The organism is Aquibacillus albus, assembly GCF_016908325.1.
Lineage (GTDB): Bacteria > Bacillota > Bacilli > Bacillales > Amphibacillaceae > Aquibacillus_A > Aquibacillus_A albus.
Genome location: NZ_JAFBDR010000029.1, coordinates 15,655 through 30,958, shown reverse-complemented (window position 1 = coordinate 30,958; position 15,304 = coordinate 15,655). Strand labels below are relative to the sequence as shown.

Annotated in this window: 22 protein-coding genes and 2 pseudogenes; 21 read left to right on the top strand and 3 right to left on the bottom strand. The window is 35.0% G+C overall.

Translation table 11 applies throughout. The annotated features are described in order from the left end of the window. The first annotated feature begins 36 nt into the window (after positions 1–36). The 19 genes and pseudogenes from JOC48_RS18660 to JOC48_RS18570 all read left to right on the top strand — a co-directional run bounded on the left by JOC48_RS18660 (position 37) and on the right by JOC48_RS18570 (position 9,774). The gene (locus JOC48_RS18660) at positions 37–399 is read left to right on the top strand and encodes a rhodanese-like domain-containing protein (protein ID WP_204501928.1); all 363 of its coding nucleotides are present in this window, start codon (positions 37–39) and stop codon (positions 397–399) included. Between the two features lie 106 nt (positions 400–505). Further along, positions 506–802, top strand: coding sequence for a rhodanese-like domain-containing protein (locus tag JOC48_RS18655; RefSeq protein ID WP_204501927.1), 297 nt, complete (start codon positions 506–508; stop codon positions 800–802). A gap of 47 nt (positions 803–849) precedes the next feature. Further along, the gene (locus tag JOC48_RS18650) at positions 850–1,419 is read left to right on the top strand and encodes a sulfurtransferase TusA family protein (RefSeq protein WP_204501926.1); all 570 of its coding nucleotides are present in this window, start codon (positions 850–852) and stop codon (positions 1,417–1,419) included. Between the two features lie 9 nt (positions 1,420–1,428). Further along, positions 1,429–1,638, top strand: a pseudogene (locus JOC48_RS18645) (glutaredoxin family protein); the annotation flags it as partial. 45 nt (positions 1,639–1,683) lie between these two features. Then, the gene (locus JOC48_RS18640) at positions 1,684–2,811 is read left to right on the top strand and encodes an MBL fold metallo-hydrolase (protein ID WP_204501924.1); all 1,128 of its coding nucleotides are present in this window, start codon (positions 1,684–1,686) and stop codon (positions 2,809–2,811) included. A 49-nt stretch (positions 2,812–2,860) separates the two neighbouring features. Beyond that, positions 2,861–3,088, top strand: a complete 228-nt coding sequence (locus JOC48_RS18635; protein ID WP_018930929.1) for a sulfurtransferase TusA family protein — start codon at positions 2,861–2,863, stop codon at positions 3,086–3,088. A gap of 51 nt (positions 3,089–3,139) precedes the next feature. After that, positions 3,140–3,916, top strand: coding sequence for a sulfite exporter TauE/SafE family protein (locus JOC48_RS18630; RefSeq protein ID WP_204501923.1), 777 nt, complete (start codon positions 3,140–3,142; stop codon positions 3,914–3,916). 164 nt (positions 3,917–4,080) lie between these two features. Further along, complete coding sequence (locus JOC48_RS18625) at positions 4,081–4,242, top strand: hypothetical protein (protein WP_204501922.1); 162 nt, start codon at positions 4,081–4,083, stop codon at positions 4,240–4,242. A 142-nt stretch (positions 4,243–4,384) separates the two neighbouring features. Beyond that, positions 4,385–4,771 carry a YidH family protein gene (locus JOC48_RS18620; RefSeq protein ID WP_204501921.1) on the top strand — a complete coding sequence of 129 codons (387 nt, stop codon included), beginning with the start codon at positions 4,385–4,387 and terminating at the stop codon, positions 4,769–4,771. A gap of 269 nt (positions 4,772–5,040) precedes the next feature. Then, complete coding sequence (locus tag JOC48_RS18615) at positions 5,041–5,301, top strand: metal-sensitive transcriptional regulator (protein WP_204501920.1); 261 nt, start codon at positions 5,041–5,043, stop codon at positions 5,299–5,301. 203 nt (positions 5,302–5,504) lie between these two features. Beyond that, complete coding sequence (locus JOC48_RS18610) at positions 5,505–5,804, top strand: rhodanese-like domain-containing protein (protein WP_204501919.1); 300 nt, start codon at positions 5,505–5,507, stop codon at positions 5,802–5,804. Positions 5,805–5,843: 39 nt separating this feature from the next. Next, a pseudogene (locus JOC48_RS18605) lies at positions 5,844–6,107 on the top strand (rhodanese-like domain-containing protein); the annotation flags it as partial. 44 nt (positions 6,108–6,151) lie between these two features. Next, a complete protein-coding gene (locus JOC48_RS18600) occupies positions 6,152–6,526 on the top strand; it encodes a DsrE/DsrF/DrsH-like family protein (RefSeq protein ID WP_204501945.1) in 375 nt (124 codons plus the stop codon). Positions 6,527–6,584: 58 nt separating this feature from the next. After that, positions 6,585–7,718 (top strand): MBL fold metallo-hydrolase, encoded by a 1,134-nt coding sequence (locus tag JOC48_RS18595; RefSeq protein ID WP_204501918.1) that lies wholly within the window; start codon positions 6,585–6,587, stop codon positions 7,716–7,718. A gap of 15 nt (positions 7,719–7,733) precedes the next feature. Continuing rightward, positions 7,734–7,961 carry a sulfurtransferase TusA family protein gene (locus JOC48_RS18590; protein WP_204501917.1) on the top strand — a complete coding sequence of 76 codons (228 nt, stop codon included), beginning with the start codon at positions 7,734–7,736 and terminating at the stop codon, positions 7,959–7,961. A gap of 46 nt (positions 7,962–8,007) precedes the next feature. Further along, the gene (locus tag JOC48_RS18585; protein WP_204501916.1) at positions 8,008–8,577 is read left to right on the top strand and encodes a class I SAM-dependent methyltransferase; all 570 of its coding nucleotides are present in this window, start codon (positions 8,008–8,010) and stop codon (positions 8,575–8,577) included. A gap of 154 nt (positions 8,578–8,731) precedes the next feature. Beyond that, positions 8,732–9,115 carry a DUF302 domain-containing protein gene (locus tag JOC48_RS18580; RefSeq protein ID WP_204501915.1) on the top strand — a complete coding sequence of 128 codons (384 nt, stop codon included), beginning with the start codon at positions 8,732–8,734 and terminating at the stop codon, positions 9,113–9,115. Between the two features lie 120 nt (positions 9,116–9,235). After that, positions 9,236–9,445, top strand: coding sequence for a hypothetical protein (locus JOC48_RS18575; RefSeq protein ID WP_204501914.1), 210 nt, complete (start codon positions 9,236–9,238; stop codon positions 9,443–9,445). Between the two features lie 119 nt (positions 9,446–9,564). Next, entirely contained in the window at positions 9,565–9,774 is a 210-nt protein-coding gene (locus JOC48_RS18570; protein WP_204501913.1) for a hypothetical protein, read from the top strand. Between the two features lie 319 nt (positions 9,775–10,093). Here the strand turns inward: JOC48_RS18570 and JOC48_RS18565 are convergent, their stop codons facing one another. The 3 genes from JOC48_RS18565 to JOC48_RS18555 are packed head-to-tail and all read right to left on the bottom strand — an operon-like array spanning position 10,094 to position 12,364. Beyond that, positions 10,094–11,746 carry a b(o/a)3-type cytochrome-c oxidase subunit 1 gene (locus JOC48_RS18565; RefSeq protein WP_204501944.1) on the bottom strand — a complete coding sequence of 551 codons (1,653 nt, stop codon included), beginning with the start codon at positions 11,744–11,746 and terminating at the stop codon, positions 10,094–10,096. A gap of 8 nt (positions 11,747–11,754) precedes the next feature. Beyond that, positions 11,755–12,225: a cytochrome c oxidase subunit II gene (locus JOC48_RS18560; RefSeq protein WP_204501912.1), complete on the bottom strand. Its 471-nt coding sequence runs from the start codon at positions 12,223–12,225 to the stop codon at positions 11,755–11,757. Between the two features lie 19 nt (positions 12,226–12,244). Further along, positions 12,245–12,364, bottom strand: coding sequence for a cytochrome C oxidase subunit II (locus tag JOC48_RS18555; RefSeq protein WP_204501911.1), 120 nt, complete (start codon positions 12,362–12,364; stop codon positions 12,245–12,247). A 379-nt stretch (positions 12,365–12,743) separates the two neighbouring features. On the opposite strand from JOC48_RS18555, the gene JOC48_RS18550 reads away from it, so the two are divergent. After that, entirely contained in the window at positions 12,744–13,724 is a 981-nt protein-coding gene (locus JOC48_RS18550; RefSeq protein ID WP_204501910.1) for an AraC family transcriptional regulator, read from the top strand. 161 nt (positions 13,725–13,885) lie between these two features. Next, the gene (rhaB, locus tag JOC48_RS18545) at positions 13,886–15,295 is read left to right on the top strand and encodes a rhamnulokinase (RefSeq protein WP_204501909.1); all 1,410 of its coding nucleotides are present in this window, start codon (positions 13,886–13,888) and stop codon (positions 15,293–15,295) included. Positions 15,296–15,304 lie beyond the last annotated feature (9 nt).

The following is a 15,304-nucleotide window of genomic DNA, read 5'->3' as shown; positions in this document are numbered from 1 at the left end:
ATGGATTTTTTCCTTCATTAGTTGGAGGACGATAGAATGGAATATTTAAATTATGTTATTTATGCGTTAGTTTTGTTCTTTATTGTTAAACGATTTATTCCCGTTAAAGGGATTAAAAACATCTCAACGACAGAACTCAAAACAGAACTAAAAGATAAAAGTAAGCAATTTGTTGATGTGCGAACACCAGCAGAATTTAAAGGGAATAATATTAAAGGTTTTAAAAATATTCCACTTCATACACTAGGGAAAAAAGCAATAAATGAACTTTTAATGGATAAAGAGGTAGTTGTAATTTGTCAAAGTGGGATGAGAAGTCAAAAAGCATCAAAAACTCTAAAAAAATTAGGATTCACCCAGGTAACAAACGTTAAAGGTGGCATGAATGCCTGGAGATAGTTTGAATGAATGGTATTCAGTGTGAGGGAGAGCGTACTTAACACACTGATACACATTCATCATTAAAGAAGCCATGAAAATTTAAATAAGAAAGGAGATTGTTATTATGAAAGAAATTTCAACTATAGAACTTCAAAATTTAGTAGAAGAAAATAAAGACTTAAATATTATTGATGTGCGTGAAGTTGACGAAGTAGCACAAGGGAAAATAACAGGAGCACTAAACATTCCACTAGGTTTATTAGAATTTCGAATGCATGAGTTAGATAAATCAAAGGAATATATTATGGTTTGTCGTTCTGGTGGTAGAAGTGGTCGTGCCGCACAATTTTTAGAAAGCCAAGGATTTAACGTAATTAACATGACTGGCGGAATGCTAGCGTGGGAAGGTGAAACAGTATAAATTTTTTTAAATAAAAATATACCTGTATAGGTATAAGGGGTTATGGTATGAAAAAATTGAAAGTAAATGTTGTGTTGGATGCTAAAGGTCTAGCTTGCCCTATGCCAATTGTTAAAACGAAAAAGGCAATAAAGGACTTAGAAGCAGGGCAAGTGATTGAAGTGCAAGCAACGGATAAAGGATCAAAAGCTGATATTGAGGCTTGGGCTAACAGTTCTGGACACCAATATTTAGGCACATTTGAGGAAGGCGATACTCTAAAACACTATTTAAGAAAAGCGTCTGAAGAAGAAACGGTTGAGAAGAAACATCCTAATACTGCTTCAAATGAAGAACTAGAATCAAAATTAATTCAAGATATTGTTGTTCTTGATGTAAGAGAGCCAGCAGAATATGCCTTTAATCACATTCCAAGTGCAGTTTCAATCCCGTTAGGGGAATTGGAAGACCGTATGAACGAATTAAATAAAAACGATGAAATCTATGTCGTATGTCGAACGGGAAGTAGAAGTGATTTAGCCGCACAGAAATTGGCGGAAAATGGTTTTGAAAAAGTTATTAATGTTATACCAGGTATGAGCCAATGGACTGGAAAAACAACAAAAATAGAAAATTAAGGAGGTAAAACAACACAATGTCCGTATTGTGTGATGTTAAAAAATTTCTTAACTGATAACAATATTGCTTTTAAAGAAGTGAATGTCGAGAAGGATACAACAGCCATGCAACGTGTTGTTCAAACAACCGGAAAAATGGGTGTACCTCAATCAGAAGTGAATGGCACATGGGTTTTAGGTTTTGACCCAAATAGTATTATGAATGCTTTAAAGAATTAAGTATATTTTTTTACAACAATTAATACAGATGGGGGTAATTTAGAGATGACTGTAAACATGATGTCAGCACATGAAGTGACACAAAAGGTTTTTAATAAAGAAGAGCTATTTATTTTAGATGTTCGTAATGAAGATGCATTTGCTGATTGGAAAATTGAAGGGGAAAACTTTGAATACTTGAACATTCCTTATTTTGATTTATTAGATGGAGTAGAAGAAATTCTAGAAAAGATTCCTTCAAATAAAGAAATTCTAGTTGTTTGTGCCAAAGAAGGATCATCTGTAATGGTAGCAGAAATGCTTTCAGAAGCAGGCTTAACTGTTTCTTATCTACAAGGTGGTATGAAAGCTTGGAGTGAACACTTGGAACCTGTTAAAGTTGGAGATTTAAAAGATGGTGGAGAAATTTATCAATTTGTTCGTATTGGTAAAGGTTGCCTTTCTTACATGGTTATTTCAAATGGGGAAGCCGCAATTATTGATGCAACCCGTATGACAGATATTTTCGTTGATTTCGCGACAAGTAAGGAAGTGAAAATTACAAACGTGTTTGATACGCACCTTCACGCAGATCACATCTCAGGAGGAAGAAAAATTGCTGAACAAACAGGTGCAACATATTGGTTGCCTCCGAAAGATGCACAAGAAGTAACCTTCGAATATGCAGCATTAGAAGGTGGAAATGTTGTAACGGTTGGGAATACTCCAATTGATATTCATGCCCTATATTCACCAGGACACACAATCGGTTCCACATCATTTGTGGTAGATGAAAAATTCTTATTGTCAGGTGATATCTTATTCATAGATTCAATCGGAAGACCTGACCTAGCAGGTAAAGCTGAAGACTGGGTTGGTGACTTAAGAGAAAGTCTATATTCTCGTTACAGAGATTTATCAGAGGAACTTATCGTTTTACCTGCACACTTTATGATTATCGATGAATTAAATGAGGATGGAAGTGTTGCAGAAAAATTAGGTGTACTTTTTGCTAAAAACCACGGACTAAATATTGAAGATGAATCCGAATTTAGAAGACTAGTAACGGAAAATTTACCGCCACAACCGAACGCTTACCAAGAAATCCGTGAAACAAATATGGGTGAAATTACACCAGAAGAAGAAAAACAAAGAGAAATGGAAATTGGACCAAACCGTTGTGCGGTACGTTAATAGTTAATTAGACAATACTGAAATAAAAATCATTTAGGAGGAATAGAGATTGGACGTAACAAAAGTATTAGATGCAAAAGGGTTAGCATGCCCAATGCCAATCGTAAGAACAAAGAAGGCAATGAACGAATTAGAATCTGGTCAAATCTTGGAAGTACACGCAACAGATAAAGGTGCAAAAAGTGACTTAGCTGCGTGGGCAAAATCAGGAGGCCATGAACTATTAAAAGATACAGAAGAAAATGATGTATTAAAGTTTTGGATTAAGAAAGGTTAAGTAGGATAAGGGAACCATGTACATGGTTCCCTTTTTTAAGGAGGAAGAAGAATGGATTTTATGTTCATTATAACTGTGTTTCTAATTGGATTTATAGGATCTTATATTTCAGGAATGCTAGGCATAGGCGGGTCGATTATTAAATATCCAATGCTTTTGTACATTCCACCATTATTCGGTGTAGCAGCATTTACAGCTCATGAAGTATCAGGGATAAGTGCTATCCAAGTATTGTTTGCAACCATTGGAGGTGTATGGGCATACCGAAAAGGTGGCTATTTAAATAAAACGCTTATTACTTATATGGGTATTAGTATCCTTATAGGTAGTTTTATTGGTGGATACGGCTCTAAATTATTATCTGAGGGTGGAATAAATCTAACCTATGGGATATTAGCTTTAATCGCTGCTGTGATGATGTTTGTTCCTAAAAAAGGTATTGATGATATACCATTAGATCAAGTTACATTTAACAAGTGGTTGGCTGCCTCACTTGCATTAATTGTAGGTATCGGAGCAGGTATTGTTGGGGCAGCAGGTGCGTTTTTATTGGTTCCGATTATGCTTGTAGTTCTTAAGATTCCAACACGTATGACAATTGCTTCATCATTAGCGATTACTTTTATCTCATCCATCGGTGCAACAGTAGGAAAAATCACGACAGGACAAGTTGAATACTTCCCAGCAGCAATTATGATTATCGCTAGTTTAATTGCTTCGCCACTAGGTGCAAATGCTGGTAAGAAAGTAAATACGAAGATGTTACAAGTAACTTTGGCATTATTGATAGCGGGTACCGCGATTAAGATATGGATGGATATATTTTAAGATGGGAAAAATACTTCAGATGAAAGGAGGCAACCTTGATGGTAAAGATTACGGCAACAGCCCTTTCAAAAATTCAAGACAAAATAAAACCACATTTAGAAGAGGAGATTCAACCTTTTGTTCGTTTGACTATGGGCATTGGTTGAGGTGGCCCTCAGCTGCTCATGGCTCTGGAAGAGTCAGCTTCAGAAAATGATTCAATAACAGAAGAAAACGGAATTAAGTTTTTAATAAGTGAGAAAGACTCTGTTTACTTCAACAATGCCAAAATTGATTATATAAACACATTGTTTGGTGGAGGGCAATTTCAGGTACTTCGTGTATAACAAGTGGAAACGGTAAGTTAGGAGATCTCAACTTGTCATTTCTACTTGTTGGCTATGTCTTATCATGTGTAAGGTATGTTTAATAAACATAATTGATATCATACTAATAGTGAAAAATTGATAAAGAAGAGATGACTATTTTATGAGCAAAGAAAAAAATCAAAATGAACCAACAAAAGATTCACAATATATTCAACAACATATGGCGAATGAACGAACATTGTTAGCTTGGATTAGAACAGCCATTGCTATTATCGGTGTGGGATTTCTTGTTACCAATTTGCATTTCACAATGAAGTCTAGCATAACTCTCCTCGGTGACTTTTTAGCAAATACCATTGGAATGGCTTCGGTAGTATTAGGGATAGCTACAATCGTTATGGCAATGGTTTCTTTTATGAGAAAAATTAATGCAATTAATAATCAATCCTTCTATGCGCCTAAATTTACGATTATCTTACTTGGATTATTTGTCATAATTATTGCAGTGGTATTTGGTATTTACTTTACCATTCTTTTATTACCTTAAAGAAGTGAAGAATAGTTGTTTGTTGTAAGCTCGGGTATTTTTAGATACAAGGGACTACCAAGCCTCTTGTAAAGATAAAAGGGGAAATGCTTATTGCTTACCACTTCCCTATTTGAAACGACATTATGTTGATTTACCAGTAGATGATATAATTGTAATTGCTACAGATCAAATTGAAAGTAACTTGAATATAAGGTTTTTAAGAAAAAAAAACTTTCGAATAGTTGGCTATTACTTACCTAATAAAATAAGAATGGAGGAGTACCTCTATGGAGTACAATGCTCAAATGAAAAATAGAGTAAAAAGAATTGAAGGACAAGTCAGAGGTTTATTACGAATGATGGAAGAGCAAAAAGATTGTAGGGATGTAGTTACACAAATGTCTGCTGTAAGAAGTGCTCTTGACCGTACAGCAGCTTTAATTGTTAGTACAAACCTTGAACAATGTATCCGTGATGAAAAACAAGCTGGTGAAAGCTCAGAAGATTTAATAAAAGAAGCGGTAAATTTACTTGTGAAGAGTAGATAAATTGACTTTCTATATATTACTTTTTACCATAAAAGAGGTTGACCTAATTTCAATTAGTTCACCTTTTTAAAAATAAAAAATAATACCTATAGCGGTATATTTTTTTAATTTTAAAAATACCTATAGATGTATGAGTATTTTGGTTGATAAATTAAAGACAATAGGGAAAAATATCACCGAGCTATAGGAAGGAGCTAATAGCTATGAAAGAAATAACAGCAAAGGATTTGTCAAAAAAAGTAAAATCAGGAGCAAAGTTAAGTATTATTGATGTTCGTGAAGATGAAGAAGTTGCACAAGGTAAAATTCCTGGTGCTAAGCATATACCTTTAGGTGAACTTCCTGATCGATTAAATGAAATTGATAAAAATAAACATCATTATATGGTGTGTCGCTCTAGAGGTAGAAGTGGTAAAGCGTGCGCTTTCTTAAAAAATGAAGGGTATGACGTGACGAATATGGAAGGCGGCATGTTGAGCTGGGAAGATGAAGTAGAGAAATAAGGAGGAATACTGGTGAGCATTACAGCAAATGAAGTGTTAGATGCAAAAGTTTCTATTCTTGATGTTCGTGAACCAGCTGAATATGCCTTTGGTCATATCCCTGGTGCTGTGAATATACCCCTGGGCGAACTGGAAGAACGCTTTGAAGAGCTAAACAAAGATCAAGATATACACGTTATCTGTCGAACAGGAAATAGAAGTGATTTAGCTGCACAAAAGCTTACAGAAAAAGGTTTTAAGAGTGTGAAAAATGTAGTACCAGGCATGACAAATTGGGAAGGCCCAACGGAGGGCAATCAATAAATATTAGGAGGAATTTTGAAAATGGCAAACACAAAGGTAGCAATATAGCGTCTAATGGGTCTCTTTTTGACGCATATAAAGTATTTAATATCGCAAGTGCTGCAGCTGCATCAGATGCGAAAGTTGGTATTTTCTTCACATTTGAAGGATTAAATTTAATTCATAAGGAAGGACACAAAAATTTACCACTTCCAGAAGGGAAAGAACATTTCCAAGAAGGATTTAAAAAAGCCAATGTACCATCTATTGAAGAATTAGTTGGTATTGCTCAAGAAATGGATGTTAAATTAATTGCTTGTCAAATGACAATGGATGTAATGAGTTTGGAAAAGGATGCATTCGTTGAAGGCATTGAAGTTGGTGGGGCAGCTTCATTTATTGAGTTTGCTAAAAATGCTAATATGTCCCTTACCTTTTAATTAGCACCACGAATGTGTCAACAGCAATATCGACGTTTCATTTTTAAGGAGGTTAAGCATGACATCATCGATAACAACCAAAGAGTTAGCGCAAAAAGTTGTTAATCATGAAAAGACACTGATCTTAGATGTTCGAAATACAGATGAATTTGATAATTGGAAAATTGAAGGTGGAAATGTAGAAGTCATCAATGAACCATATTTTAATTTACTGGATGGCATTGATCCTGTTTCTGGAAAGTTAGATAAAGGTCAAGAAGTGATTGTTGTATGTGCTAAGGGTGGTTCATCACAAATGGTTGCCGAATTACTAGAAGAGGAAGGCGGATTTACTAAGGTCTTGAATCTAGAAGGTGGCATGAAAGCCTGGAGTGAACATTTAGAGCCAGTAAAAATTGGTGATTTAAAAGATGGCGGAGGTTTATATCAATTTGTTCGCTTAGGCAAAGGATGCTTATCCTATATGGTGGAATCTGATGGTGAAGCAGCTATTATTGATACGAACCGCATGATTGATATTTACGAATCATTTGCCAAAGAAAAAGGGATACAAATTAAACATTTGATTGATACCCACTTACACGCTGATCACATTTCTGGTGGCCGTGCTTTAGCGGAAAAAGTAGGGGGAACATATCATTTACCACCGAAAGACGCAACAGAAGTGACCTATGATTATACGGCATTAGAGGAAGGAAATGACATCGTTGTGGGGAACACAAAGGTAAAAGTACAACCCATTTATTCTCCAGGACATACAATCGGAAGCACATCATTAATCATTGATGATCAATACCTTTTAACGGGTGACATTCTATTTGTTAAATCAATCGGCCGACCAGACTTAGTTGGTAAAGCGGAAGATTGGGTTGGAGATCTTCGCAACAGCCTTTACAAACGATACAAAGAATTGTCCGAAGATTTAATTGTCTTACCTGCACACTACTCCTTTGCAGAAGAACTTGGTAAAGGTGGAAGTGTTTCTGCACGATTGGGCGATCTTTATCAACGCAATGAAGGGTTGCAAGTAGACGATGAAGATGTCTTTAGAAAAATGGTGACAGAAAATCTGCCACCACAACCAAATGCATATCAAGAAATCCGTGAAACAAACATGGGAAAAATTACACCTGAAGATGAAAAACAAAGAGAAATGGAAACTGGACCGAATCGCTGTGCGGTTCACGGTTAAAGAGGAGGAAAAATAATGGAATCGACAAAAGTATTAGATGCAAAAGGTTTAGCATGCCCAATGCCGATTGTTAGAACAAAGAAAGCAATTAATGAACTAGCGGATGGTGACATATTAGAAGTACATGCAACAGATAAAGGTGCAAAAAGTGATTTAACTGCATGGGCAAAGTCTGGTGGGCATGAACTTCTGCAAGATATAGAAGAAGGAGACGTTTTGAAGTTTTGGATTAAAAAAGGTTAGAAGGTGGCCCTATGAGGCCCCGTCTTTAAAGAATGGAGGAGAAATAATGTCTGGTAAAAAATTTAATCCCAATAAAGCACATAAACTCATCAGTGAAGAGAGAAAAGCATTATTACCACCAGAAAAAATGATTGAATACTTAGATATTGGCTCTAGTGATATTGTTGCTGATCTAGGTGCGGGAAACGGCTATTTTACAATTCCAATTGCCAAAAGCACCAATGATACTGTGTATGCTGTTGATATTGAGCCTAAGATGCTTGATATGTTTAAAGAAAATGCAGCCAAAGAAAATATAGATAATATTCACTATGTTGAAAGTGACTTGGTAAAAATTAAGTTAGATGATGAGTCCGTAAATAAAGCTATTGTGTCTATGGTTATTCATGAAGTTTCAAGTATTGATGATACACTTAATGAAATAAAACGGATTTTAAAACCAGGTGGACAAATTCTTCTTATTGAATGGAAGGCAATTGAAACGGAATCAGGGCCACCGTTGCACGAAAGAATTCCAGCTACAGATATGCTAGAGACTATTAAGAGTGCGAACTTTGATGCTGAGCTCATTGATTTAAATCCACAACACTATGCAGTAAAAGCCAGGATTAAATAAGATAGGGATTGCGGGGAAAAGATAATGAAGAAATTATGGGGGATGTTATGACCGTCTCAAAAACTTATGTTCCTGGCAGGAGCAGGATTTATCATCTATTCAGTCCTATCCAAATTTATATAAAGAAACTATTTTATAGGAGGAATCATTTATTATGTTTGATTATACGGTTGAAACAAACAAAGCGATGGAAGAAGCAGTACAGTCATTAGAGGAAAGCTTAAAGCAGGAGCAATTTGGGATACTTTGGCAATTTGATATTAAGTCTAAGTTACAGGAAAAGGGTTTAGACTTCAATCAACCGTATTTAGTGCTAGAAGTATGTAACCCAAAAGAAGCACAACGAGTGTTAACTCAGAATCAAATGGTTGGTTATTTTCTACCTTGTAAAATCGTTGTTTATGAAGATGGTGGCAAAGTCAAAATCGGTTTACCTAGACCAACTGCTTTAATTGAAATGGTCAATGATGAAACGATTAAGGAATTTGCTGCAGATATTGAAAATAGATTGATAGCATGTATTGATCAAAGTATCTAATTGTCGTAAATACAGGATTTGAATGGTAAAGGTAATGCATTGCCTTTGCCTTTTTTTATTTTCTTTCATAAAACTTTAACATTTCTCTCTTATTATGTTAAAGAAGGAGGTAAGGAGTTCATGCCATCAGCTTGGTTAATTGGACCTCTAGTTATTAAAAGTGAATTAGTCGTACTTATTGGTAGCTTTTTGCTAGGGATTGTCTTTTTTCGTTTTATAAGCCCTAATTCAAAACTTGAAACAAAAAAACGGATAGATGGATTGGTGAATCTGTTCATTGTTATCCAATATTCCCACAAAGTTTCAGTAAGATCCGGAATATATCACTAGCTAATATAAGTGCATTTTTAATTGGTATGTTAAATTACGGTGTAATTGCCATTTTTCCTCTCTTTTCCCTTGTCATTTTTGGAGATAGTTCAAAAAGTGCGCAGTTTTTATTACCCTTGATGATAGGATTAAGCATTGGAATTACTAGAAACGTAGGAGGCGCGGTAGGAATTCCTATCTTAACAAGTATTATTAGCATATCAAACGGAAGATTGGATGGAACATTTCAATATGGTGTTCTTTTCTCGATTCTTTGCGTAATAGGTTTAGTAGGGTTGTTCATTGGAGGAAAATTCGAAGGTGATGCAGTTAAAACAAGAAATAATTAGCTGAGAAATACAACATTTATATTTGGTGAATTAAGGGCGATTTCTAATATGTGTCGTCCTTTTTCACCTAAAGACGAAATGAAGAAGAGAAGTTTTAATACATAGTGTTCAGTGACATTTAGTTGGTAACCACTTTTTTGAATAAAAATATCTAAAAAGTAAAAAAGAACTCCTCCCTTATCAAGGGAGGAGTTCTTTCAAATTCTATTACAAAACTACCCTAATCTTCTTCGGTATTAAGTTCAACAACAATGACTGTACAAATAAGAAGAACAATAATTAACGAAAAAGTTACAGAAAACAACATTTCACTCAACTCCTACCACATTTTAAATCCTTTAGAACCTGGTGGTGCATGTTGAATCAAGTCCATTAATGGAATAGTATAAGCTATTGCAATTAAAGCAAAAGAAATACCGATCCAAAGCCACCAATTTTCCAAAAATTTAGGCGTATCTTTATTGTCACTCATAGCAATCGGGAACTCTACTCTATCTCCCAGACTATCGGCTTTTGGTAAAAGAAATAAGGAGTAGATAACAATAAAGATTAATAGCATTGCAGAAAAAAATAAAATAGTTCCACCAATTGCCATCGTTATATGATTCGAGATAAGTCCATTGAACCACTCCATTGCAGTCGGATGATTATTATAGGCTGAGTATGCTGTTCTCCTTGGTGCCCCAAGTAAACCTAAAATGTGTTGCGCGGTAGACATTAACACCATACCGATAGACCAAGTTATAATCTGAATAAAAGCTAGCTTTTGAATTGTTTTTGTTAACTTCCTTCCAGTTAAATAAGGAATTAGCCAGAATGTGATTCCCATAAAAGTCATCGTAACAGGAGTTCCAACAGTGATATGAAAATGACCTACAACCCATAAAGTATTATGAATTAACTCATTTAATTGAAAACTAGCATTAATGATTCCGCCTGCTCCCCCTGGAATAAAGAAAAACATTGCTATAAAGATGGATGTAAACCTGACATCTTTCCATGGTAACTTAAAGAACCAACCAAATAATCCTCTGCCTCCTTTTCTTCGCCCCGACCTTTCAAATGTTCCAAACAAGGAAAATGCAGTCATTAAGGAAGGAATAATAACCATAAATGTTAGTGATGTCTGCAAAAATTTCCAAAAACTAGAGATACCTGGGTCAACAAGCTGGTGGTGAAAACCAACCGGGATCGAAAATAGAATAAATAGAATAAAAGCTAATCTTGCTAAAGAGTCACTGAAAACCTCTACACCGACTAACTTTGGGATAACCAAATACCATGCCATATAAGCTGGCAAAAGCCAAAAATAAACCAAGGGATGGCCAAAATACCAGAAAAGAGAACGACTCAGTTCAACGTTAATTGTATCAACCCAGCCAAAAGCCCAAGGAATAAATTGAAATAGGACTGTAGCTACAACTCCGAGACATGCAATCTTCCAAAGAATGATTGTCGAAATAGTCATAAAAGCGAACAAAGGACTAAGCTGCTTTCGATTGCTTTTTTTCCAACTGACATAGTGTCCAACAAGGGCAAAGCCGCTCAACCATGTTCCGACAATAAAGAGTGCCAACCCAACGTAGTACCACCCATTTGCTTGTAAGGGAGCATAAAATGTGTATAAAACAGATGCTTCACCGATAATAATCATAAAAGTTGCTATAACCGTACCAATAGTTGTCACCAAAAATCCAAGCCATAAGACCAAGCGAGCTTTTGGTCCAAAATCTCCTAGTGTTTTACTCATTCCAGTAATGAAAAAAGCAAAGATAAAATAAGTAGTAAACACAAGAGCGAGCAAAACGCCATGTGCAGTTAAAACTTGATAATAATCCAGCCATTTAGGGAGTTCTAATCCATCATTTCGGATAAACACTTGTAACAGTCCAAGGAATGTTCCAATTAAAAAAGCAAGATAGGCTATTAAAATATGATAAATTGCTAGTTTACGATCCTGTTTACAAATCATCGCTTTCATTATTCAACCACCTTTATTTCAGCTTGCATGTAATGATGTCCTGTACCGCAATATTCGTTACAGAGAATTAAAAAATCTCCAGTTTTTTTGAAAGTATAACTTTTTTCACTAATCTGCCCTGGCACAACCATCATATTCACATTCGTGTTTATAATAGAAAAGCTATGAGTAACATCTTTACTGGTCACTCTAAAAATTATTTCCTTCCCTACTGGAACTTCAATGTTATTTGGAGAATAACCAAAAGCCTCAGCAATAATGGCGACTTCATAGGTGTTTTCATCTAATCTCTTAACTCCAGGTTGATCAAATGGAGGTGTTTCCTCTACTTTCTCTGGATCTATTGTATCTAGACCTCCTGTAGGGTGATGATTAAAACCAAAAGCACTAACGCCAACAATACTTAGAAATAAAACTAAAGAAAAGATACCAAACCCTAACCAAATTTTTTCATATCTATGAAAATGCATATCTATCACCTTCTTCCTATTATCTCGTTAAATAAAAAGCATATGCGCCAAACCACATAAGCATAATTAAAAACCCTAATGCAAAAACACTAACCAATGTCCCTTTTAGATTTCCCTCTCCTTGCTTCTTTTTTTGCATAAAATATCACCCTCTCAAGAAATCTACTTCGAAATTTATCGTTCATTTTGATCACACAATCACTTTACACCCTTCATTATATAAAAGAGGATTTGCATTGATTATCAGGGGAATTCCTCATTTATATAAAAAAAAACCCTTAATTATTGAAAAGGTAACTGCGCGGTCTCTCCTTTCTTGCTTCTAATTCTTAGTTATGGATTCCGCTATTAATGCGTGTTCAAAAAGCAAAGAAGGGTTTAAAATAGTAAGCCGAAGTGTGTAATAACAGAGGGACAGTAAACTTGTCCCTCTGTCTCACTTTTTAAGTATTTCTAGCCTTATCCATGCTATAATAAAGCAACATAGATTGTTTGGTTGATTAAAGGAGGAAAAATCCTTGCCTGAAGACCTTTTCCAAGAGCTTATTCAAGAAACGGATGAAGAAACAGCTATCTTACAACGAAATAACCAGGTAAAAAAAGACATATACACCGATAAAACGGACTTTATTATTGAAAGTGAAAAATTTTTAAGTAAAGAAAAAATGATTATGGTGAGAAAGCATACAAGGTTCGTGGACTTTCCTAAACATAAGCATGATTATATTGAAATTAATTACGTATATAATGGAAGGCTAGAACAAAAAGTTGGGGATGAAGATATTGTACTAAAAAAGGGCGAATTATTACTGTTAAATCAATATATAGAACATGAAATAAAAGCCTGTCAACGGGAAGATATCATTATTAATTTTATTATCCAACCACAATTTTTTGATTACATTTTTAGCTATTTAACAGCTGACAATATAGAAAATAATATTGGTGATTTTTTAATCAATAGTTTATTCAATCATACGCAAAGTGGCCAATTTTTGTATTTTGCTGTTTCTGAGGTTAAATCAATTCAAGAGTTAATTCATAAAATTATTAAGGAAATTATGAAACCTTCTTTGCTATCCGAATCAACGATTAAATTATACATGGGGTTGTTGATGATTGAGCTTATTAAACACTCGGATAAAATTGAAAAGCAGAACGAGAGTTTTATGCAATACCAATTAATTATGGAATCCCTGAAATATATTGAAGAACATTATAAAGAAGCTTCCTTATATGAATTAGCGGATAAGTTAAACCAACCACATTATCGGTTAAGCAAAGATATTAAAAAAGTAACGAATAAAACGTTTAAGGAGTTATTGCAGGAAAAGCGGCTTCAAGAAGCAAAAGAGTTATTAAAAAATACGGATATTCCCATTTCGACTGTCGTAGAACAAGTCGGGTACGACAACATTAGTTACTTTTACCGAATCTTTAAAAATAAATATGGACAGACTCCAAGGAAGTTTAGAGAAAAGCTTATGAATCATTCGTAAGCTTTTTTTCTTCAAGCAAATGATCAAGGTTCCAATGGACAGGTAGTTCAACTTCAATTAGCAAATAAGGACAATAAAAAAGTAAATCAAGATATTTTTGAATGGGAATTTTTCTATTATCATAACAGGTAGTGAAACGCTTTCAAATAAGGGGTGATATCATGGGCAAATGCAGTTTAGCTGTCGATATTGGTGCTTCAAGTGGAAGGTTGATTGCTGGTCGGATTGTAAATAATAAGCTCAAACTAGACGAAGTGTATCGTTTCGAAAATAATTTAATAGAAAAAGACGGACACTTTTGTTGGGATGTTGATGCATTGTTCTCAGAAATTAAAAAAGGTATTCACGAATGTCGCAACAAAGGGCTACAACCAACAAGTATCGGGATCGATACATGGGCAGTTGATTTCGTGTTATTAGGTGAAAACGACGAGCGATTGACAGATGCGGTTGCGTATCGTGATTCCCGAACGGATGGAATGATGGAGGAAGTCTTTGAAATTATTAGTAAAGAAAGGCTTTATTTAGAAACTGGAATTCAATTTCAAAAATTTAACACGATTTATCAATTATTTTCTATTAAAAAAAGCAATCCTGAGATATTAGATAAAGCGCAGTCCTTTCTGATGATTCCTGATTATTTTAACTATTTGCTAACAGGACAAAAAGTGAATGAATATACAAATGCGACTTCAACCCAGCTCGTTAATGCTTTTACAAAGAAATGGGATGTCGGTTTATTGGATCAATTAGGCATAAATAAAGAAATGTTCCACGACATGAAAGCTCCAACATCAGAAGTAGGTCCATTGAAAAAAGAGTTAGCAGATGAATTTGGTTTTGATATGAAAGTGTTATTACCAGCTACACATGATACTGGATCTGCGGTGATTTCTGTTCCGGAAGTAAATGATACGATTTATATCAGTTCAGGAACATGGTCGTTAATTGGGGTGGAAAATCATTTTCCGATCTGTGTGACAAAAGCACTAGATTATAACTTCACGAATGAAGGCGGGATGGATTATCGTTATCGATTCCTGAAAAACATTATGGGACTGTGGATGATTCAAGAGGTAAAGCGGAATTATGATGACAAATACAGCTTTTCGGACTTCGTTGATTTAGCGAACAAGGCTACCACCTTTCAAGCAACAGTAAATGTTGATGACAATCGATTTTTAAAGCCTGACAGTATGATTGAACAAATTCAAAAATATTGTTCGGAGACTAATCAACCGATTCCGAACATACCGGGAGAAGTTGCGAAATGTGTGTTTGATAGTTTAGCAGTTAGTTATCAAACAGCAATCGCCCAAATTGAAGAAATCTATGAGAAAGAATTTCAAACGATTAATGTCATTGGTGGTGGCTGTCAAAACGAGATGCTGAATCAGCTTATTGCAGATACAACGAATAAAGAAGTTCTTGCTGGTCCTGTTGAGGCCACAGCTATCGGAAATATCGTTGCTCAGTTAATTGCTTTGGGAGAGCTGAAGGATATTAACGAGGCTCGAAGGATGATTAAACAATCATTCGACGTTAAGAAATATATGACTCAAAAGGTGTAAGAGGAGGAA